General features: G+C 62.8%; 19 protein-coding genes. 13 read left to right on the forward strand and 6 right to left on the reverse strand.

Going from position 1 to position 19,763, the window contains the following annotated elements:
• Positions 1 to 449: ABC transporter ATP-binding protein (locus tag FSO04_RS17190; RefSeq protein WP_154560824.1), on the forward strand; the 449-nt coding region annotated here is incomplete at its 5' end.
• A 102-nt stretch (positions 450 to 551) separates the two neighbouring features.
• On the opposite strand, the gene FSO04_RS17195 is transcribed toward FSO04_RS17190, so the two are convergent.
• Together FSO04_RS17195 and FSO04_RS17200 are read right to left on the reverse strand one after the other, a co-directional pair.
• Complete coding sequence (locus FSO04_RS17195; protein WP_154560825.1) at positions 552 to 1,019, reverse strand: GNAT family acetyltransferase; 468 nt, start codon at positions 1,017 to 1,019, stop codon at positions 552 to 554.
• A gap of 18 nt (positions 1,020 to 1,037) precedes the next feature.
• Entirely contained in the window at positions 1,038 to 2,222 is a 1,185-nt protein-coding gene (locus FSO04_RS17200) for an acetylornithine transaminase (protein WP_154560826.1), read from the reverse strand.
• Between the two features lie 67 nt (positions 2,223 to 2,289).
• Between FSO04_RS17200 and FSO04_RS17205 the strand changes: the two genes are divergently transcribed.
• Entirely contained in the window at positions 2,290 to 2,556 is a 267-nt protein-coding gene (locus tag FSO04_RS17205; RefSeq protein ID WP_154560827.1) for a hypothetical protein, read from the forward strand.
• Between the two features lie 40 nt (positions 2,557 to 2,596).
• Here the strand turns inward: FSO04_RS17205 and FSO04_RS17210 are convergent, their stop codons facing one another.
• Positions 2,597 to 3,628 carry a CDP-6-deoxy-delta-3,4-glucoseen reductase gene (locus FSO04_RS17210; RefSeq protein WP_154560828.1) on the reverse strand — a complete coding sequence of 344 codons (1,032 nt, stop codon included), beginning with the start codon at positions 3,626 to 3,628 and terminating at the stop codon, positions 2,597 to 2,599.
• 94 nt (positions 3,629 to 3,722) lie between these two features.
• On the opposite strand from FSO04_RS17210, the gene FSO04_RS17215 reads away from it, so the two are divergent.
• The gene (locus FSO04_RS17215) at positions 3,723 to 4,799 is read left to right on the forward strand and encodes a Rossmann-fold NAD(P)-binding domain-containing protein (protein ID WP_154560829.1); all 1,077 of its coding nucleotides are present in this window, start codon (positions 3,723 to 3,725) and stop codon (positions 4,797 to 4,799) included.
• A gap of 128 nt (positions 4,800 to 4,927) precedes the next feature.
• Here the strand turns inward: FSO04_RS17215 and FSO04_RS17220 are convergent, their stop codons facing one another.
• Together FSO04_RS17220 and FSO04_RS17225 are read right to left on the reverse strand one after the other, a co-directional pair.
• Positions 4,928 to 5,116, reverse strand: a complete 189-nt coding sequence (locus tag FSO04_RS17220) for a hypothetical protein (RefSeq protein ID WP_154560830.1) — start codon at positions 5,114 to 5,116, stop codon at positions 4,928 to 4,930.
• 168 nt (positions 5,117 to 5,284) lie between these two features.
• Positions 5,285 to 5,995: a pseudouridine synthase gene (locus FSO04_RS17225; RefSeq protein ID WP_154560831.1), complete on the reverse strand. Its 711-nt coding sequence runs from the start codon at positions 5,993 to 5,995 to the stop codon at positions 5,285 to 5,287.
• Between the two features lie 93 nt (positions 5,996 to 6,088).
• Between FSO04_RS17225 and FSO04_RS17230 the strand changes: the two genes are divergently transcribed.
• The 9 genes from FSO04_RS17230 (at position 6,089) to FSO04_RS17270 (ending at position 17,063) form a co-directional block, all read left to right on the forward strand.
• Positions 6,089 to 7,348: an MFS transporter gene (locus FSO04_RS17230; protein ID WP_154560832.1), complete on the forward strand. Its 1,260-nt coding sequence runs from the start codon at positions 6,089 to 6,091 to the stop codon at positions 7,346 to 7,348.
• 182 nt (positions 7,349 to 7,530) lie between these two features.
• On the forward strand, positions 7,531 to 8,496 hold the full coding sequence (locus FSO04_RS17235) for a MurR/RpiR family transcriptional regulator (RefSeq protein ID WP_154560833.1): 966 nt from the start codon (positions 7,531 to 7,533) through the stop codon (positions 8,494 to 8,496).
• Positions 8,493 to 9,485 carry an isoaspartyl peptidase/L-asparaginase family protein gene (locus tag FSO04_RS17240; protein WP_154560834.1) on the forward strand — a complete coding sequence of 331 codons (993 nt, stop codon included), beginning with the start codon at positions 8,493 to 8,495 and terminating at the stop codon, positions 9,483 to 9,485. Before FSO04_RS17235 ends, FSO04_RS17240 begins: the two co-directional genes overlap by 4 nt.
• Before the next feature lie 99 nt (positions 9,486 to 9,584).
• On the forward strand, positions 9,585 to 11,507 hold the full coding sequence (locus FSO04_RS17245; protein WP_168435719.1) for a dipeptide ABC transporter ATP-binding protein: 1,923 nt from the start codon (positions 9,585 to 9,587) through the stop codon (positions 11,505 to 11,507).
• 121 nt (positions 11,508 to 11,628) lie between these two features.
• On the forward strand, positions 11,629 to 13,191 hold the full coding sequence (gene gsiB, locus FSO04_RS17250; protein WP_154560835.1) for a glutathione ABC transporter substrate-binding protein GsiB: 1,563 nt from the start codon (positions 11,629 to 11,631) through the stop codon (positions 13,189 to 13,191).
• 108 nt (positions 13,192 to 13,299) lie between these two features.
• Positions 13,300 to 14,220, forward strand: a complete 921-nt coding sequence (gene gsiC, locus FSO04_RS17255) for a glutathione ABC transporter permease GsiC (RefSeq protein ID WP_154560836.1) — start codon at positions 13,300 to 13,302, stop codon at positions 14,218 to 14,220.
• 7 nt (positions 14,221 to 14,227) lie between these two features.
• The gene (gsiD, locus tag FSO04_RS17260; RefSeq protein WP_154560837.1) at positions 14,228 to 15,133 is read left to right on the forward strand and encodes a glutathione ABC transporter permease GsiD; all 906 of its coding nucleotides are present in this window, start codon (positions 14,228 to 14,230) and stop codon (positions 15,131 to 15,133) included.
• On the forward strand, positions 15,130 to 16,230 hold the full coding sequence (locus FSO04_RS17265) for a DmpA family aminopeptidase (protein ID WP_154560838.1): 1,101 nt from the start codon (positions 15,130 to 15,132) through the stop codon (positions 16,228 to 16,230). Before gsiD ends, FSO04_RS17265 begins: the two co-directional genes overlap by 4 nt.
• Positions 16,230 to 17,063: a M55 family metallopeptidase gene (locus tag FSO04_RS17270; protein ID WP_154560839.1), complete on the forward strand. Its 834-nt coding sequence runs from the start codon at positions 16,230 to 16,232 to the stop codon at positions 17,061 to 17,063. The genes FSO04_RS17265 and FSO04_RS17270 overlap by 1 nt, the downstream gene beginning before the upstream one ends.
• A 43-nt stretch (positions 17,064 to 17,106) precedes the next feature.
• Here FSO04_RS17270 and FSO04_RS17275 read toward each other — a convergent pair whose 3' ends face one another.
• Entirely contained in the window at positions 17,107 to 18,081 is a 975-nt protein-coding gene (locus FSO04_RS17275) for an alpha/beta fold hydrolase (RefSeq protein WP_154560840.1), read from the reverse strand.
• A 214-nt stretch (positions 18,082 to 18,295) separates the two neighbouring features.
• Between FSO04_RS17275 and FSO04_RS17280 the strand changes: the two genes are divergently transcribed.
• Positions 18,296 to 19,681: an amino acid permease gene (locus FSO04_RS17280; protein WP_154560841.1), complete on the forward strand. Its 1,386-nt coding sequence runs from the start codon at positions 18,296 to 18,298 to the stop codon at positions 19,679 to 19,681.
• Positions 19,682 to 19,763: the final 82 nt, after the last annotated feature.

Consider the following 19,763-nt stretch of genomic DNA (forward strand, 5'->3'; position numbering starts at 1 on the left):
GAATTTTCTCGCGCATGTCGATCGTCGAGAACATGCAGATGGGTGCGTATCTGCGCAACGATACCGACGCCATCAAGGCAGACGTCGATCGCATGTTCGGCTTTTTCCCGCGCCTGAAGGAACGGGCGACGCAATACGCGGGCACGCTCTCGGGCGGCGAACAGCAGATGCTGGCGATGGCGCGCGCGATCATCAGCAAACCGAAGCTGTTGTTGCTGGATGAGCCGTCGATGGGTCTGTCGCCGATCATGGTCGAGAAGATCTTCGAAGTGGTGCGGGCGATCTCGGCTGAAGGCATGACGGTGCTGCTGGTTGAGCAGAACGCGCGTCTCGCGTTGCAGGCGGCGAACCGCGGCTACGTGATGGACTCGGGTCTGGTGACGATGTCGGGTGACGCGAAGCAGATGCTGGATGATCCGAAGGTGCGGGCGGCTTATCTGGGTGAATAAGCTGGGTGAATAAGCCGGACTAAGTTTGCCTCAGCCGTAAAAAAGGCCGCATGCGCTTCAATCGCGCATGCGGCCTTTCTCAATTCAGGCGATTGCCTGCGCTTAAGCCGCCGGCGTTTCCGCCAGTTCGCCCAATCGTTTGCCGAGACTGATCACGGCATCCGCGCGATAACCGAGCGCTTCATAGAACGCGCGCACATCGGCCTTCGCGGACAGCACCTGCAAATTCAGCTTCGGGCATCCACGTTCGGTCAACGCGTTTTCGACATGTGCGACCAGCCGCGTGCCGATGCCGTGACGACGCAACGATTCATCTACCGCAAGCGAATACAGCCAGCCTCGGTGCCCGTCGTAGCCGCCCATCACCGTGCCGACGATACGCTCGCCGAACACCGCGACAAAGAACAGTTCCGGTTGCGTCGCCAGCTTGTTGGCGATCGACAGATGCGGATTGCGTTGCGGCCTTGTCACGTCCCGATACTCGGGGAACGCTTCCTGCCACAGCGCGACCACGGCATCGGTGTCGCTCGCGTCGAAGCGGCGGATCGATAGCGTTGCGCTCGTCGTCATACGCGCTTTCCTGTGTGATTACAGCGTGTCGAGAATTGAACGCAGCATCGCCATCATCTGGTCGATTTCTTCGTTCGTGACGTTCAGCGCCGGCATGAAACGCAGCAGGTTCGGACGCGCCGCGTTCAGCAGCAGGCCGTCGGGTTGCATCACGCGCGCCTTCTCGACGATCTGGTTGCCGATGTCCTTGCCGAGCAGCAGGGCGCGCAGCAGACCTTCACCGCGTTCGCCTTCGAAACCGCGTTCTTCCGACAGTTCGAGCAGCTTCGCGCGCAGATATTCGCCGCGCGCACGCACGTCTTCGAGGAAACCCGGCGCCGTCAGTTGCGAGATCACCGAGTAACCGACCGCGGTCATCAGCGGATTGCCGTTGTACGTACCGCCCTGATCGCCGGCTTCGAACACAGCAATGTCGGCCTTCGCCAGCAGCGCCGCGAGCGGCACACCGCCGCCGATGCCCTTGCCGAGCGTCATGATGTCCGGCTCGATGCCCGACAACTCGTAGGCGAATAGGGTGCCGGCACGGCCACAACCGCTTTGCACTTCGTCGACGATCAGGAGCAGGTTGTGCTTTTTAGTCAGCGCGCGCAGTTGCTGCATAAATTCGCGTGTGGCGGGAATCACGCCGCCTTCGCCCTGAATCGGTTCCAGCATCACCGCGACGGTCTTCGCATTGATCAGCTTTTCAACCGACGCGATGTCGTTCAGATCCGCTTTCGGGAAGCCCGGCACTTGCGGTGCGTAGATCGTGTCCCAGCCCGGTTTGCCACTTGCCGACATGGTAGCGAGCGTGCGGCCGTGGAAGCTGTGATCGAACGTGATGATTTCGAACGCGCCGTCCTTGAACTTCTTACCCCACTTGCGCGCGAGCTTGATTGCGCCTTCGTTCGCTTCGGCGCCGCTGTTCGCGAAGAACACCTTGTCGAAACAGCTATGCTGGGTGAGCAATCCGGCGAGCTTCGCCATCGGCTCGTTGTAGAAGGCCGGCGACGGATTCAGCAGCAGCTTCGATTGCGTGTTCAGCGCTTCGATCATGCCGTCGTTGCAATGACCGAGGCTGTTGACCGCCCAGCCCTGGATGAAGTCCAGATATCGCTTGCCGTTATTGTCGTAGAGCCACGAGCCCTTGCCGTGCGTGAAAACGATTTCGGGCCGGTTCGTGATGTACATCAGCGACTCGATCGGGTACTCATTGAAATTCATGACGGCAAGCTCCAGACAGCGGGGTGAAGGGTGAGTGAGCGGCTGGCCTCAAATGAAGCAGCGGCCGGTGAAAACAAAAAAAGCAAACAAAAAAGCCACGGCATGCCGTGGCTTTCATGATTCGAACTGCTTGCGCCTTTGTGCGGCGCGAATCCGTGACGAAGCCAGCGGCGCCCCTAAGGGAGCGGCGAGCGGCGACGTCGGAGTTCGGACTGGATGCGGTTCATGCGCGAAAGAATACGACAAGGAAAGCGCTGGTGTAAACCATGAATTTGCACAAATTCGCGTCAACGCGGATTTATGCAAGTCTGCCAGCGTGCCTGTTTCGTTTTGATGAACGGGTTGATCTGATGACGATCAACCCGTTCATCGCCTCAAACCGCGTTCGCCAGATCCGCCGCGCTCGTGAAGGAATCCGCGTAGAACTCGTCTTCCGGCAGCCCATGATGCTGGGTGAAATCGCGCTGTGCCGACTCGACCATCACCGGTGCGCCGCACGCGTACACCTGGTACGGCGACAGGTCCGGCAGGTCCTCGATCACCGCGCGATGCACGAAGCCGACGCGACCCGTCCAAGCATCGCCCGCGTCCGGTTCCGACAGCACCGGCACGAACTTGAAGTTCGGAATCTCGCGAGCCCATTGCTCGGCGATCTCGAGCAGGTACAGGTCCTTCTTGCGGCGCGCGCCCCAATAAAGCGTCATGGGCCGGTTCAGGTTTTTGAACACCGCATGTTCGACGATCGCCTTCAGCGGCGCGAAGCCCGTGCCCGAGGCCAGCAGCACGATCGGCTTGTCCGAGTCTTCACGCAGGAAGAAGGTGCCGAGCGGGGCTTCGAAGCGCAGGATGTCGCGCTCCTTTATCGTGTTGAATACGTGGTCCGTGAATGCGCCGCCCGGCATATGACGGATGTGCAATTCGATCGGGCCTTCGGTGTGCGGCGCGTTCGCCATCGAATAGCTGCGGCGTTTGCCGTCTTTCAGGATGAATTCAAGGTACTGGCCGGCCAGATATTGCAGACGCTCGTTAGCGGGCAATTGCAGCTTCAGCACGACGACGTCGTCGGCCTTGCGCTCGATCGCGTTCACGCGGCACGGCAGTTTCTTGACCTGCACGTCGCCCACGCCGGCCACTTCGCGGATATCCACTTCGAGATCGGAGCATGCCGTCGCGCAGCAGAAGAGGGCCATGCCGCGCGTCTTTTCGTCGTTCGACAAAGCCGATGACGAATGCTGACGCTGTTCGATCTGACCGCTGACCACGGTGCCTTTGCATGAGCCGCAGGCGCCGTTCTTGCAGCCGTACGGCAGACCAATGCCCTGGCGCAAGGCCGCGATCAGGACCGGTTCGTCCTGTTCCACCTGAAACTGCCGGCCGCTTTGCCGGAGCGTGACGTTAAATGCCATAGAGTGTTCGAAATCGAAAAGTCGGTAATCGTTATCGGACCCGCTGTACAACTGTGCGGTACCTGCCGCGCTTGACGGCTACAATTCGTCCACCATGAAAGCGACACGAAATTTACGCCGGCCGCGCGTGTTGATTGTTGGCTGCGGTGATGTCGGCATGCGCTGCGTGCCCCTGTTGCGGCCACGCACACATGTCTTCGCGCTCACCAGCCACACTGAACGCAGCGCCGAATTGCGCGCCGCCGGCGTCACGCCGCTGGTCGGCGACCTCGACGCACGGCGCAGCCTGAAACGGCTCGCCGGCCTCGCGCCGACGGTGCTGCATCTCGCGCCACCGCAAAAGACCGGCGATGACGACCGCCGCACCCGGGCCTTGCTCGCTACGCTGAGCGCGCGCCGTGATCGGGCGATGCGTGCCGCGCGCGGCACGGTGGCGCCGGTCGGGCGGCTGCGCCGCGGGTTGCGCAACATGAGTGCCTCATGGGCGGAATCTGAAGCAGCCAATATTGTACCCGACAGGGTGCGCTGGACCGCCGCGCCGCACGTGCCTGTGAGGCTGGTGTACGCGAGCACGACAGGCGTCTACGGCGATTGCGGCGGCGCGTGGATCGACGAGACGCGCGCGTCGCAGCCGGCCAATGCGCGTGCCAAACGCCGCGTGTCGGCCGAGCGGCAATTGCGGCGCGCCACCGCGCGAGGCGTGGTCGCTGCCAGCATCGCGCGGATTCCGGGCATCTATGCGAGCAACCGTCTGCCGCTCGCGCGGCTGGAAAAGCGCACGCCCGCCTTGGTCGACGCAGACGACGTCTACACCAACCATATCCATGCCGACGATCTGGCCGCGATCCTCGTGCGTCTCGCCACACGCGGGCGGCCGGGGCGCGTGATTCACGCGTCCGACGATACGTCGCTGAAAATGGGAGAGTACTTCGATGCAGTGGCCGATGCGTTCGGTCTCGAGCGCGCGCCTCGCATCACGCGCGCGGAGGCGGAGCAGCAGATCGAGCCGACCTTGCTGTCCTTCATGCGCGAATCGAGGCGGCTCGTGAACCGGCGCCTCAAAGAGGAGTTGCGTGTGCGCTTGCAGTATCCAAGCGTCGAGGATTTTCTGCGCATGCGGCCCGAACGGAGCGCCACTGTGCCACATGCCGAAGCAAAAGCGCGCGGCTGAGAAAACACGCGATCAGGCGATGGGTCTCAACGCGTTCAGCCGCGAACAACAAACCGCCGGGCCGTGCATCTCCCGGCGATACTCCGCGCGCGCCGGCCTCTGCGCCAGCCGCGCGCGCCCCCGTTGGTTTACGTCAGCGCCGGCAATGCCTCCAGCAACAGGAAACACAGCATTGCGCCGATTAGCGCGCCGATCAGGTTCGGATGATATTTATGCCGCAGCCGCATCATGACCAGCAGTCCGCCAATCAGAACCAGGCCGAGGCACACGAAAGCGATCATCACATACGAAATCGCGATGGTGTCGTGGATGACCATGGCGCCCCTCCTTGAACTCTTTGTAGTCTTTGTTTAAACGAGTATAGGGCGAGTTGTAAGCAAGAGCATGCTGCGATGCAGCGTGCAATCAGGTGTCCGCCGGGGCTTGTGTGCGGGGGCGCACACCATTCTCCTGACGCATCAAGGCTCTAAAGGGGACCTACCTGTTTACCCGCTCCGTAAAGATCCGAGGTCGGTTTCGTCGAGCCATTGCCACGCGCCTTCCGCGAGCGTCGCGGGCAATGCGAGTCCGCCGATCCGCTCGCGATGCAGCGCCTCGCAACGGTTGCCCGCAGCCGCGATCATCCGCTTGACCTGGTGATATTTGCCTTCCATCACGGTGAGCGCTAGCGCGTGCTCACCGCGCGCCTCTACGTCGACGGCGACGATCGGCTTGGGCTCGCCGTGCAGCAAGACGCCGTCGCGCAAGGCACGCAACTGGGCATCGTCGATGGGATGGCGAGTAGTCGCAATGTACAGCTTCGGCACTTTGCGTTTGGGCGACGTGAACATGTGCACGAACTTGCCGTCGTCGGAGAGCAGCAGGAGGCCGGTCGTGTCCTGATCGAGGCGGCCCACGCACTGCACGCCGCGTTCGGCGAACTGCGGCGGCAGCAGGCTGAACACGCTCAGATGATGCTGCGGATCGCGTGAACATTCATAGCCGGCAGGTTTGTTCAGCAACAGATAGGCGTGCTCGCGATACGGCCAGACGACCCCGTCCACGCTGAAGCAGAACGTGCTGTCATCGGTTGGGAAATCGGCGTCGGCATCGGCGCAGACTGAGCCGCCTATGCTCACGCGGCCGTCGCCGATCAGTGCCCGGCATTGGCGGCGCGAGCCGAAACCTTGTGTGAAGAGGATGCTTTCGAGATTCATGGCGAGCGAAGAATAACACCGCAAGAAGCGGAGCGCCGCGCTGCGCCATAGCGACCACGATGGTCTCCCACATCCCGTCGCAGGAGTTCATCGATGCACGCCGCTTCCTCTTCGTCGTCTTCATCCGCGATTCGCTTGCCGGCCGCATTCCAGCGGCTCGCATGGTCGAATCTGGTCGCGCAATCGGCTGAGCAGATCAGCCTTGCCGCCGCGCCGCTCGTCGCCGTGTTCGCGCTTGGCGCCGGCGCACGCGAGACCGGTCTGCTGCAAACCGCACAGACGTTGCCGTTCCTGTTGTTGTCGATTCCGCTCGGCGTATGGGCCGACCGCCGCTCGCGCCGCACGTTGATGACGCTCGCCGAAAGCGTGCGCGTGATCTCGATGTTGTGCGTGCTGTTGCTCCTGATGACGCATGCGCTGAGCTTGCCGCTGCTCGCCGCGCTCGGCTTCATTGCCGCGACCGGTACGGTTGCATATAACGTTGCGGCGCCTTCGCTGGTGCCCTCGATTGTGCCGCGCGAGGCGTACGCCCAGGCCAACGGCCGGCTCGAACTGGCGCGTAGCGTCGCGTATTCGGCGGGACCGGCGCTCGGCGGACTGCTGGTCGGCTGGGTCGGCGCGGGATGGGCGTATGGCTGCGCGGCCGGGCTATCGGCGCTGGCCGTCGCATTGCTCGCGGGGCTGCGCGAACCGCCGCGAGCGGCTGCTCCCCAGCGTCACTTCCTGCTGGAACTGCGTGACGGTACGCGCTTCGTGCTGCGCGACGCGCTACTGCGTCCGATGCTGGCCACCGCGATCTTCTTCAACCTCGGTTTTTTCGTGCTGCAGGCGGTATATGTGCCGTATGCCGTGCATCGGTTGGGCTTGAGCGCTTCGATGGTCGGCGTGACGCTCGGCGCGTACGGCGTCGGCATGGTGTGCGGCGCGCTCGCCGCACCGGCCATTGCGCGGCGTCTCGCGTTCGGCCGTGTGCTGATCATCGGACCGTCGTGCGGTTTGCTTGCTTCGCTCGTGATGGTGGCGACGATCGTCACGCCGTCGTTCTGGCTCGCGATGCTGAGCTTCTTCCTGCTCGGCGCCGGACCGATTCTGTGGGTGGTCGGCTCGACCACGCTGCGTCAGGCGATCACGCCTGAACGGATGATGGGCCGCGTCTCGGCGCTCAACAGCACCGCGACCTATGGCGCGCGGCCGTTGGGCGCGTTGCTTGGCGCGGCGATCAGCGCGCGCTGGGGGATGGACGCGTGTCTGGTTGCGGCTGCGGCGGCCTTCTTCGTGCAGGCGCTGATCATCGTCATGTCGCCGGCGGCGCGGCTCGCGCACATTCCGGAGGGCGCAGCAGTCGCGCAATGAAAACTGGTTTTCATCGGATGGCCGCGTTGCATGCCGACGTGCCTGTGGGCGTCCGTGAAAACCCTCGAAAATGAAAATGAATTTTTTTCAGCGAGATTTCTATGTAAATATACTTTCATGCATTTTGCTTACATCCCGAAGGAAGTCCTCTTTGAGGACAGTTACCAGGCCGCCTTGCTCGCATGATCCATCACTCGTCCGTCGCTTCGAACCCCGCCGAGCAGGCCATCGCCGCGCGCATCGCCGCGGCGATGCCAACTCTCACGCCGATCCATCGGCGCATGGGCGAATACGTGCTGGCGAATCTGTTCCGCGCGGCGACCATGCGGATCGACGAACTGGCGAGCGTGGTCGGTGCGTCGGTGGCGACGGCGAATCGCTTCGCCCGCGCGCTCGGCTTCGACGGTTATCCGCAGTTTCGGGAAGCGCTCGTTCGCGGTTTCGAAGCGACGCTCGCGCCGGTCGAGCGGCTGCGTAGCGCGCAGGAATCGCTTGCTTCCGGCGACGATCTGATTGACGCGTCGCTCGAACAGGCCGCTACCAATCTGCAATCCACGCGTTCCGCGATCGATAGCGCCGCCGCCGAGGCCGCCGTAGAAGCGATCATTTCCGCGCGTCGCGTCTTCGTGCTCGGCGCCGGTTCAAGTGCGTTCCTCGCGGGCCTGATGGAGCACGGCCTGATGCCGTATCACGACAACGTGCAGTCGCTCGCGTTCGTCGGCGGACCGTCGCATGCCGCGCGGCGTCTGTTCTCCTCGAATGAAGGCGATCTGGTGATCGGGATCGCGTTTCCGCGTTACGTCGAAGACACGATCGAACTCGCGCGGCGCGCGGCAAGTCGCGGGGCACGTGTGCTTGCGCTGACCGACAGCCCGCGCTCGCCGCTCGCGCAATTCGCCGATCTCTCGCTCTATATCCGCTCCGAACGGCGGCTCGCGGCCAATGCCGATTCAGCCGTGCTGGCCGTTATTGAAGCGCTGTGCGACGCGGTCGCCTACCGGGCGAAACGCTCGGTGAAGGCTGCCGCCGAAGTCACCGAATTCGTGCTGCCGTGGCTCACAGATCCGCAAGCGGCTGTCGCCAGCACTGTTGATCAACCCGCGCGCGTTTCTACCCGCACCACCCGCACTACCAAAGCCAAAAAATGAACACCAACGCAGTCATTGCCATTCACGGCGGGGCAGGCACGATCCTGCGCGCGTCGATGTCGGCCAGCGCCGAAGCCGACTATCACGCTGCCTTGCACGCTGTGCTGAGCGCCGGACAGCGCGTGCTCGCCGACGGCGGCAGCGCGCTCGATGCCGTCAGCGAAGCCGTGCGTTTGCTCGAAGACTGTCCGCTCTTCAACGCGGGCCGCGGCGCGGTCTACACAGCGGCCGGCACGCATGAACTCGACGCAGCCATCATGGATGGCAGCACGCTCGACGCCGGCGCGATCTGCTGCGTGACGCGCGTACGCAATCCGATTCTGGCGGCACGCCGCGTACTCGAACGCAGCGAACACGTGTTGTTTACGGGCGAAGGCGCCGAAGCCTTCGCGGCCGCGCAAGGGCTCGAATTCGTCGAGCCTGAGTATTTCCACACCGAAGCGCGCTATCGCCAATGGCAACTCGCACGCGGTCAACAGCGCGCAATGCTCGATCACGACGGCGCGACGCTGGCCTCCGCGCCATCGTCGAGCGACGACGATCCCACGCCGCATGAGCCGATTGATCCGAATCGCAAGTTCGGCACCGTCGGCGCGGTCGCGCTCGACCAGCATGGCCACGTGGCGGCCGCGACATCGACTGGCGGTGTCACCAACAAGCAGGTGGGCCGGGTCGGCGATACGCCGCTGATCGGTGCGGGCTGTTACGCGGACGACGCAACCTGCGCGGTCTCGACCACTGGTTCCGGCGAGATGTTCATGCGCATGGTGGCTGCCTACGACGTCGCGGCGCAGATGGCGTACCGCAACGTCTCGCTCGAAGAAGCAGCGCACGACGTGGTGATGAACCGTTTGCCGAAGATCGAAGGACGCGGCGGTCTGGTCGCCGTCGATGCACGCGGCAACGTCACGCTGCCGTTCAACACCGAGGGCATGTATCGCGGTTTCGCGCGAATCGGCGAGACGCCGGTGACGGCGATCTATCGCTGATGCGGTCTTGCCGCGTCGTCGCTTGAACTGCCGCTTGAGTTGCCGCTTAAGTTTTCGTTTGAACCACCGCTAGCCGCGTTCGAATCCAAAGGAACCATCGTGCCGACTTCATCGCACACCGCTCGTCCGCTTATCGAAACCTTGCCGCCGCAACGCGTGCTTGCGGTCGACGATCTGTCGGTCGCATTCCGCAGCGGCGACAAGACCGTCAACGCGGTGCGCAATCTCTCGCTGACGGTCGAGCGTGGCGAGACGCTGGCGATCGTCGGCGAATCGGGTTCGGGAAAATCGGTGACATCGCTCGCCCTGATGCGGCTGATCGAGCATGGCGGTGGGCGCCTTGCCGGCGGCAGCATCGCTTTCCGGCGCCGCGACGGCAGCGTGCTCGACCTCGCGAAAGCGTCGTCCGGCACGATGCGTTCGATTCGCGGCGCCGACATCGCGATGATCTTCCAGGAACCGATGACCTCGCTGAATCCGGTGTTCACGGTGGGTGATCAGATTAGCGAAGCGATTGCCTTGCATCAAGGGAAGAGCCGTTCTGCCGCGCATGCCGAAACGCTGCGTCTGCTCGAACTCGTGCGCATTCCGGAAGCGCGCCGGGTGGCCGCACGTTTTCCGCATCAGCTATCCGGCGGTATGCGCCAACGCGTGATGATCGCGATGGCGCTGTCGTGTAAGCCCGCACTGTTGATCGCCGACGAGCCGACCACGGCGCTCGACGTCACGATCCAGGCGCAGATCCTGCAATTGATTCGCGGCCTGCAAGACGAGATGAACATGGGCGTGATCTTCATCACGCACGACATGGGTGTGGTGGCCGAGGTGGCCGATCGCGTGCTGGTGATGTATCGCGGCGAGAAAGTGGAAGAGGGAGCCTCGGATACGCTGTTCGCCGCGCCGTCGCATCCTTATACGAAGGCATTGCTTGCGGCGGTCCCGCGCCTTGGCGCAATGCAGGGCACCGATCAGCCCGCCAAGTTTCCGATTCTGACCGTCGAGCAGGCGGCGCTCACCGGCACCGACGAAGCCGTTCGTCCCGCAGCCGCCGTCGCACAAGAAAACCAACCGCTGGTCCACGACAGCACGCCGCCGATTCTGCGCGTGCGCGATCTGGTCACGCGCTTTCCGGTCAAGAGCGGTGTGTTCGGGCGTTTGACGGGCCGCGTGCATGCGGTCGAGAAAGTCAGCTTCGATCTGCGCCCGGGCGAAACGCTCGCGCTGGTCGGCGAATCAGGTTGCGGTAAATCGACGACCGGCCGTTCATTGCTGCGCCTCGTCGAAAGCCAGAGCGGCTCGATCGAATTCGACGGCAAGGAAATCAGCTCGCTTACAGGCCCTGCGTTGCAAGCGCTGCGCCGAAATATCCAGTTCATTTTCCAGGACCCGTTTGCTTCGCTGAATCCGCGCTTGACGGTCGGCTTCTCGATCATGGAGCCGCTGCTTGTGCACGGCGTCGCTCAAGGCGCGGAAGCCCAGGCACGCGTTGCGTGGCTGCTCGAAAAGGTCGGCCTGCCACGCGAGGCCGCAGGCCGCTATCCGCACGAATTTTCGGGCGGACAACGGCAACGCATTGCGATTGCGCGTGCGCTGGCATTGAATCCGAAAGTCGTCATCGCCGACGAATCCGTCTCGGCGCTGGACGTCTCCGTGCAGGCGCAGATCGTCAACCTGATGCTCGATCTGCAGCGCGAACTCGGCGTTGCGTATCTGTTCATTTCGCATGACATGGCGGTGGTGGAGCGTGTCAGCCATCGCGTGGCGGTGATGTATCTCGGCCAGATCGTCGAGATCGGTCCGCGCCGCGCGGTGTTCGAAGCGCCGCAGCACCCGTACACGAAGAAGCTGATGGGGGCGGTGCCGGTCGCCGATCCGGCGCGCCGTCACGCGAAACGCATGCTCGCCGCCGATGAGATTCCAAGCCCGATCCGCGCGCTGAACGACGAACCGAGCGTGGCGCCGCTGATTGCGGTCGGACCAGACCATTTCGTGGCTCAGCATCGGGTCGGCGGGGCTTACTAGATAGACGGGATAGACGCCGCATACCCGTGCGCAGACCTGAACCGCTCGCTAAACCTGAAGCGAAACCATTTTCTCTCGCAGCACATAACCCTGTTTCAATTCGCAGCCTGGAGCCAACCTCATGAACCTGCTGGTCCCGTCTTCTCCGTTTCGTTTGCGCGCGCTGATCAGCGGCGGCGCGGTGGTGTTCGCGATGCTCGCGGGCAGTGTGGCGCACGCCGATACGACGGCCGTGATGGCCGTTGCGTCGACCTTCACGACACTCGATCCGTACGATGCTAACGACACGCTGTCGCAGGCCGTCGCCAAGTCGTTCTATCAAGGTCTGTTCGGTTTCGACAAGGACATGAAGCTGGTCAACGTGCTGGCAGACAGCTACGAAGCGAGTCCGGATGCCAAGGTCTACACGTTCAAGCTGCGTCACGGCGTGAAGTTCCAGGACGGTACCGACTTCAACGCCGCGGCAGTGAAAGCGAACTTCGACCGCGTGACCGATCCGGCGAACAAGCTCAAGCGCTACAACATGTTCAACCGTATCGAGAAGACCGAAGTGGTCGATCCGTACACGGTGAAGATCACCCTGAAGGCGCCGTTCTCGGCGTTCGTCAACGTGCTGGCGCATCCGTCGGCGGTGATGATTTCGCCTGATGCGCTGAAGAAGTACGGCAAGGACATCGCCTTCCATCCGGTCGGTACAGGTCCGTTCGAACTGGTGAAGTGGGACCCGGCCGGCGACCTGACCGTGAAGAAGTTCGCGGGCTACTGGAAGAAGGGTTACCCGAAGGTCGATGCGATCGACTGGAAACCGGTGGTCGACAACAACACGCGTGCTGCGTTGATGCGCACCGGTGAAGCGGACTTCGCGTTCCAGGTGCCGTTCGAACAGGCGGCGCAATTGCAGTCGAGCCCGAAGGTCGATCTGATTGCTTCGCCGTCGATCATCCAGCGCTATATCAGCATGAACGTCAACCAGAAGCCGTTCGACAATCCGAAGGTGCGTGAAGCGCTGAACTACGCGGTCAATAAGGATGCGTTGATCAAGGTCGCGTTTGCCGGGTACGCGACGCCGGCTGAGGGCGTGGTGCCGCAAGGCGTCGAGTACGCGACGAAGCTCGGCCCCTGGCCGTACGATCCGGCGAAGGCGCGTGAGTTGCTGAAGGACGCGGGTTATCCGAACGGTTTCGAAACGACACTGTGGTCCGCGTATAACTACTCGACCGCGCAGAAGGTGATTCAGTTCGTGCAGCAGCAACTGGCGCAAGTCGGCATCAAGGCACAGGTTGAAGCGCTCGAAGCGGGTCAACGCGTCGCCAAGGTGGAAAGCGCCCAGGATCCGGCGACCGCCCCGGTGCGGATGTACTACGCGGGCTGGTCGTCGTCGACGGGCGAAGCGGACTGGGCGATCACGCCGCTGCTCGGGTCGGTCTCGTTCCCGCCGAAGATGGTCAACACCGCGTACTACAAGAACGACACGGTCGATACCGATCTGAAGCAGGCGCTCGAAACCACCGACCGCACGCAGAAGGCCACGCTCTACACCGACGCGCAAAAACGCATCTGGGCCGACGCGCCGTGGATCTTCCTCGTCAAGGAGAAGGTTGTGTACGCGCGCAGCAAGCGTTTGTCGGGCGCCTATGTCGCGCCGGACGGTTCGTTCAACTTCGACGAGATCGCGATCAAGTGATGAGCTGACCGTTCGGCGCTGTGTGTTCTTCGCGAACGCACGGGCCGGACGGTCGCATACTGCGCTGAAAGATCTATCGTTGCCCGCATCATTGCCGGATTGGGTTTCATGCTGAACTTCCTCGTCAAACGTATCTTTGGCCTGCTGCCGACGCTCTTCATCGTCGCCGTGCTGGTGTTCCTGTTCGTGCATTTGTTGCCCGGTGATCCGGCGCGCCTCGCGGCCGGTCCCGAAGCGGATGAGGCGACCGTTGCGCTGGTGCGTGCCGATCTCGGCCTCGACAAGCCGATGCCGCAGCAATTCGCCAACTTCTTCGTGAAGATCGCGCACGGCGACTTCGGCACGTCCACGCGCAGCAAGCGGCCGGTCAGCCAGGAAATCGGCGAGCGCTTCATGCCGACGTTGTTGCTTACGCTCGCGAGCATGGTGTGGGCGGTGGTGCTCGGCATGGGAATCGGTATCGTCTCGGCGGTGTGGCGTAATCGCTGGCCGGACCGGCTTGGCATGACGCTGGCGGTGTCGGGTATTTCGTTTCCCGCGTTCGCGCTCGGCATGCTGCTGATGGAGATCTTTTCGGTGAAGCTCGGCTGGCTGCCGATCGTCGGCGATGGGTCGTGGAAGAGCTACGTGCTGCCGTCGCTCACGCTCGGCGCGGCGGTGGCGGCGGTGATGGCGCGCTTCACGCGTGCTTCGTTCGTCGAGGTGATGAATGAAGATTTCGTGCGTACCGCACGCGCCAAGGGTGTGCCCGAATGGCTCGTGATCGTCAAACACTGCCTGCGCAACGCGATGATTCCTGTCATCACGATGATGGGGCTGCAATTCGGCTTTCTTCTGGGCGGCTCGATCGTGGTCGAAGTGGTGTTCAACTGGCCGGGGCTCGGGCGCCTGCTGGTGGACGCCGTGGCGATGCGCGACTATCCGGTGATTCAAGCGGAAGTGCTGCTGTTCTCGCTTGAGTTCATCATCATCAACCTGGTGGTGGACGTGCTGTACGCCGTCATCAACCCGACCATCCGTTTCAAGTGAGGCCCGCATGAGCATCTCAGTCACCGAGGCGAATGCGGCCAAGTCCGCCCTCGTAGAAAACGCGATCCGCACACCGTGGAGTGAATTCTGGCGCAAATTCCGTAAGCAGCATGTGGCGCTCGGCGCCGGCATTTTCGTGCTGCTGCTGGTTGCGGTTGCGATTCTCGCGCCGCATATCGTGCCGTACGATCCGGAGAATTTCTTCGACTACGACGCGTTGAACGCGGGCCCTTCGGCCGCGCACTGGTTCGGCGTCGATTCGCTGGGCCGCGATATTTTCAGCCGCATTCTGGCCGGTTCGCGTATTTCGCTCGAGGCCGGTTTTCTGTCGGTGGCGATCGGCGCGGTGATCGGTACGTTCTTCGGTTTGCTGGCCGGTTACTACGAAGGCTGGTGGGACCGCATCACGATGCGCGTTGCCGATGTGCTGTTTGCCTTTCCCGGCATTCTGCTGGCGATCGGTGTGGTCGCAATCCTCGGCAACGGCATGATCAATGTGATCTGCGCGGTGGCGATTTTCAGCATCCCAGCGTTTGCGCGGCTCGTGCGCGGCAATACGCTGATGCTCAAACAACTCACCTATATCGAAGCGGCGCGCAGTATCGGCGCATCGGACTGGACCATCATCGTGCGGCATATTCTGCCGGGGACGATTTCGTCGATCGTGGTGTACTTCACGATGCGGATCGGTACGTCGATCATCACGGCGGCGAGCCTGTCGTTTCTCGGACTCGGCGCGCAACCGCCGATGCCGGAGTGGGGCGCGATGCTCAACGAAGCACGCGCCGACATGGTCACCGCGCCGCATATCGCGCTGTTTCCGAGTCTGGCGATTTTCCTCACCGTGCTGGCATTCAATCTGCTCGGCGACGGTTTGCGCGATGCGCTCGATCCGAAGCTTGACCGGCCATGAGTTTGACTGAAACGGCAGGTGAAAGCGCTCCGCATATCGGTGTGCTACCGAGCGGCCCACGTGGAACGATTGCCGACGTAGAAGGCGTGACGGTCGGACATTGCACGCTGGATGAAGGCGCAGTGCAAACCGGCGTGACCGTGATTCGTCCGCATCGTGGCGATCCTTTTGTGAGTAAGGTGCCGGCTGCGGCTTCGGTGATCAACGGGTTTGGGAAAAGCATCGGGCTCGTGCAGGTTGAGGAGCTCGGCGTGCTGGAGACTCCCATTGCGTTGACCAATACCTTTGGCGTCGCTGCTGTCGCGCAAGCGCAGATTCGCGCGGCTATTCAAGGCAATCCAAAAATCGGACGCGAATGGTCGACCGTCAATCCGTTGGTGTTCGAATGTAATGACGGATACCTGAACGATATTCAGGCATTGGCGGTAAGCGAACGGCATTACAACGATGCATGTGAAGCGGCAAGCGTTGACGTCGCGAGCGGTTCGGTTGGCGCAGGCCGCGGCATGTCTTGCTTCGATCTGAAAGGCGGGATCGGCAATGCGTCGCGTGTCATTGACGTAGCAGGGCGCAGCTATACGGTTGGCGCATTGGTGCTGGCGAACTTCGGCCGCCTGCCGATGCTGACGATCGACGGTGCGCCGCTTGGCCGTGTGCTGGCCGAACGCGCGGCCAAAGCTGTCGCCGCTAGCGCGGCGACATCAGCAACCGCCTCGAAACCCGAACAAGGCTCGATCATCATGATCGTTGCCACCGACGCGCCGCTCGACGCTCGTCAACTCAAGCGTCTGTCATTGCGCGCCGCGGCCGGTCTCGCTCGAACCGGCTCGGTGTATGGCCACGGCAGCGGAGACATCGCGTTGGCGTTTTCAACGGCCTACACTGTGCCGCACGAATCCGACTTTGTCGCTTTGCCGCCCGTGCTTGCCGACGCACACCTCGATCCGCTATTCCGTGCCTGCGCGGACAGCGTCGAGCAAGCGATCGTCGATGCACTATGGAGTGCCACGTCCGTGACGGGCCGCGACGGTCATCATCGCCTGTCGCTGCACGACACCGCACCCGACCTCGCTCAACTTCTCAAGCAATCTTCCTGATGAAAGTCCTGATTTCCGTCGACATCGAAGGCGTGGCCGGCGTGTTCCATCCGGAACAAACGCGCGCGGGCAACGGCGAATACGAAGCCGCGCGCCGCTGGATGACGCTCGAAGCCAACGCCGCAATCGTAGGCGCGTTCGCCGGTGGCGCCACGCATGTGTGGGTCAACGATTCGCATGGCGGTTTTCGCAATCTGCTGCCCGATCTGCTCGACGCACGCGCCCAGATCGTGCTCGGCAAACCACGCACGCTTGGCATGATGGCCGGCCTTGAGTACGGCGCCGCGTTGGTGTTCATGATCGGCTATCACGCCCGGTCGCAAACGCACGGCATTCTCTCGCATACGATCAACAGCTTTGCGTTCGCGCGTGTTTCGCTGAACGGCGTCGAAGTCGGCGAGGCGGGATTGTACGGCGCGCTGGCGGAAGAATATGGCGCACAGGTAGCGCTTTTATCCGGCGACGATGTATTCGCCGAGGAAACCGCGCCGCGTTTTCCCGGCGCGCGTTTCGTGGTCACCAAGAGCGCGACGGGGCATGCGAGCGGCGTCACGCAAACACCGGCAAGCGCTCGCGACGCGATCGAAACTGCAGCGCGCGAAGTGGTTCGGCACTACATCGACAACGGGCATGCGCCGCAAGCCACGCGCGCTGCCGCAAGGCCCGTCGAATGCGAGTTGCGTGTGCAAACCAGCGCGCTTGCCGATCTGTTCTGCCAATGGCCGACGCTCACGCGTATCGACGCTGTCACGTTGCGCTTTGGCGCGGAGTCGGCGGAACATGCGGTGCGCATGCTGAACTGTCTGTCGGCGATGTCGTTCATGCTGCGCTGAGCCGTGTGACGGAGGGTGTGACCGGCGACAGCCTGGCCACCACCTACTGCTGCCGGCTCAACTCCCGCGCTGCGCGATCGATCACATCCGCAACCGCGCCCGCATGCGACACCGGCACGAGATGGCTCGATGAGATCGGCACGATCTTCGCGCCCATCCGGTTGGCCATGAACTGTTCGACTTCGGGCGATATCGCACGGTCTCTCGTCGTCACGATGTACCACGAAGGCTTTTCGCGCCACGCGACCTGACTGACCGTTTCGCTGAAGGCCCTGGCCGAGATTGGCTGTTGCGCGGCGGAGAGCACGCGCGTCAGATTCTCGGGCACGTCGGCGGCGAAGTCGGCGTGATATTTGCTGCGGTCGAGCCAAAGAAAGCCTGTGGAATCCGCGGTGATGGCTTGACCCGCCGGCGCCGGCGCCGCGCGCTTCATCAGGTCCATCGTAGATTCGTGCAGGTCCGGTGCGATCGCCGCCACATAGACGAGACCGGCGACGTTCGGCGCGTTCGCGCCCGCCTCTGTGATTACGACACCGCCCCACGAATGTCCTACGAGGATGGTCGGACCATTCTGGCGCGCGAGAACACGACGGGTGGCGGCGACATCGTCGGCGAGCGACGTGAGCGGATTCTGCACCGAACTCACGTGATAACCCTTCTGCTGCAATTTCGCGACCACACCGTTCCAGCTCGACCCGTCGACGAACGCGCCATGAACCAGCACGACGTTGTGTACGGGGCCGGTCATCGGCGCTGCGCGAGGTTTGGCGGCACTCGCCGTTGGCGCAGCGGGTGCTGCGGGCGTGGGGGCGGTGGCGGCAGGCGTCGCGGGTACTACGGCCGGTGCGGCGGGCGGCGGTGGCGGCTCCGGTGCTTCCGGTGCGCTCGACTCCATGCCCGGCATGTCGGCCGGTTCGGCGGCGGGTTCTGCCGTGGGCGCCGCCGTTTGCGCGAGGGCACCCGCCGCAGCGAAGCAGAGACACAAAGCAGCGGCGCAAAGCAGACGTTTGGGCGACATGTTGAATCTCCGAAGGCAGAAACCTCGACTAGGGCAACATACAGAAGCCCCACGCCAGTGACAATCACTATCCTCGCCGTTAAGTGCGGCGCAGAACCAAGCGCGGGTTGCTCCCAGTATTTAGGTAATATCGGCCGCGGTAAAATTTCAGGTTCTGCCCGGGCAGACCATAAGTCTGATCGGGCGATCGATATCCATACACTGGGGCGCAATTTTGAATAGTGCACAGCAGCAAGATGGCCTGAAGCGCGGGCTTAAGAATCGTCACATCCAGTTGATCGCGCTGGGCGGGGCGATCGGCACGGGCCTGTTTCTCGGCTCCGCCAGCGTGTTGAAGGCTGCCGGCCCGTCGATGATTCTCGGCTACGCGATCGGCGGCATCATCGCCTTCATGATCATGCGCCAGCTCGGCGAAATGGTCGCGCAGGAACCGGTTGCCGGTTCGTTCAGCCACTTCGCGTACAAGTATTGGGGTGATTTTCCCGGTTTTCTGTCCGGCTGGAACTACTGGGTGCTGTACGTGCTCGTGAGCATGGCCGAGCTGACCGCGGTCGGCACCTACGTGCATTACTGGTGGCCGGGCGTGCCCACGTGGGTATCGGCGCTGGTGTGCTTCGCCGTCATCAACGCGATCAATCTCGCTAACGTTAAAGCGTACGGCGAAACCGAATTCTGGTTTGCGATCATCAAGGTGGTGGCGGTGATCGGCATGATCCTGTTCGGCGGCTATCTGCTGATCAGCGGCCATGGCGGTCCGCAAGCGTCGATCACCAATCTCTGGGCCGACGGCGGCTTTTTCCCGCACGGTTTTCATGGCCTGTTCATGATGCTCGCGGTCATCATGTTTTCGTTCGGCGGGCTTGAGCTGATCGGCATTACGGCCGCTGAAGCGGCCGATCCGCAAAAGAGCATTCCGAAAGCCGTGAATCAGGTGATCTACCGGATTCTGATTTTCTACATCTGCTCGCTGGCGGTGCTGCTTTCGTTGTATCCGTGGAATCAGGTCGCGGCCGGCGGCAGCCCGTTCGTGATGATTTTCTCGCAGATCGGCTCGACACTGACCGCGAACATCCTCAACGTGGTGGTGCTGACCGCGGCGCTGTCGGTCTACAACAGTGGCGTGTATGCGAATAGCCGCATGCTCTACGGTCTCGCGGAACAGGGCAATGCGCCGCGTGCGCTCATGAAGGTCGACCGGCGTGGCGTGCCCTATATGGCGATTGGTTTGTCGGCGCTCGCCACGTTCACCTGCGTGATCGTCAACTATCTGATTCCGGCCGAAGCGCTCGGCCTGCTGATGGCGTTGGTGGTGGCCGCGCTGGTGCTGAACTGGGCGCTGATCAGCCTGACGCATCTGAAGTCACGCAAGGCGATGGTGGCGGCGGGCGAGACGCTCGTGTTCAAGTCGTTCTGGTTCCCGGTCAGTAACTGGATCTGCCTCGCTTTCATGGCGCTGATTCTCGTGATTCTGGCCATGACGCCGGGCCTGTCGGTTTCGGTATGGCTCGTGCCCGCGTGGCTGGTCGTGATGTGGCTCGGCTACGTGTTCAAGCGCCGGCGTGCATCAATGCATGGCGGCGCGCAGGTGGCAGGGCGGTAAGGCAGATATTGGGCGCCGGCGCCGTTGGCGTCGGACCGCCCAATGTCGAGAAGCGCTTCAATATCCGGCGGAGCGTCACATA

This window comes from Paraburkholderia madseniana, from assembly GCF_009690905.1.
In the GTDB taxonomy this organism is placed as follows: Bacteria; Pseudomonadota; Gammaproteobacteria; order Burkholderiales; family Burkholderiaceae; genus Paraburkholderia; species Paraburkholderia madseniana.

What these genes read in the sequence shown, in the direction of transcription:
- FSO04_RS17215 (WP_154560829.1), top strand. Translation starts at nt 3,723, where the DNA reads ATGAAAGCGACACGAAATTTACGCCGGCCGCGCGTGTTGATTGTTGGC.
- FSO04_RS17230 (WP_154560832.1), top strand. Translation starts at nt 6,089, where the DNA reads ATGCACGCCGCTTCCTCTTCGTCGTCTTCATCCGCGATTCGCTTGCCG.
- FSO04_RS17240 (WP_154560834.1), top strand. Translation starts at nt 8,493, where the DNA reads ATGAACACCAACGCAGTCATTGCCATTCACGGCGGGGCAGGCACGATC.
- FSO04_RS17225 (WP_154560831.1), bottom strand. Translation starts at nt 5,995, where the DNA reads ATGAATCTCGAAAGCATCCTCTTCACACAAGGTTTCGGCTCGCGCCGC.
- FSO04_RS17235 (WP_154560833.1), top strand. Translation starts at nt 7,531, where the DNA reads ATGATCCATCACTCGTCCGTCGCTTCGAACCCCGCCGAGCAGGCCATC.
- FSO04_RS17195 (WP_154560825.1), bottom strand. Translation starts at nt 1,019, where the DNA reads ATGACGACGAGCGCAACGCTATCGATCCGCCGCTTCGACGCGAGCGAC.
- gsiC (WP_154560836.1), top strand. Translation starts at nt 13,300, where the DNA reads ATGCTGAACTTCCTCGTCAAACGTATCTTTGGCCTGCTGCCGACGCTC.
- FSO04_RS17210 (WP_154560828.1), bottom strand. Translation starts at nt 3,628, where the DNA reads ATGGCATTTAACGTCACGCTCCGGCAAAGCGGCCGGCAGTTTCAGGTG.
- gsiD (WP_154560837.1), top strand. Translation starts at nt 14,228, where the DNA reads ATGAGCATCTCAGTCACCGAGGCGAATGCGGCCAAGTCCGCCCTCGTA.
- FSO04_RS17265 (WP_154560838.1), top strand. Translation starts at nt 15,130, where the DNA reads ATGAGTTTGACTGAAACGGCAGGTGAAAGCGCTCCGCATATCGGTGTG.
- gsiB (WP_154560835.1), top strand. Translation starts at nt 11,629, where the DNA reads ATGAACCTGCTGGTCCCGTCTTCTCCGTTTCGTTTGCGCGCGCTGATC.
- FSO04_RS17220 (WP_154560830.1), bottom strand. Translation starts at nt 5,116, where the DNA reads ATGGTCATCCACGACACCATCGCGATTTCGTATGTGATGATCGCTTTC.
- FSO04_RS17275 (WP_154560840.1), bottom strand. Translation starts at nt 18,081, where the DNA reads ATGTCGCCCAAACGTCTGCTTTGCGCCGCTGCTTTGTGTCTCTGCTTC.
- FSO04_RS17200 (WP_154560826.1), bottom strand. Translation starts at nt 2,222, where the DNA reads ATGAATTTCAATGAGTACCCGATCGAGTCGCTGATGTACATCACGAAC.
- FSO04_RS17270 (WP_154560839.1), top strand. Translation starts at nt 16,230, where the DNA reads ATGAAAGTCCTGATTTCCGTCGACATCGAAGGCGTGGCCGGCGTGTTC.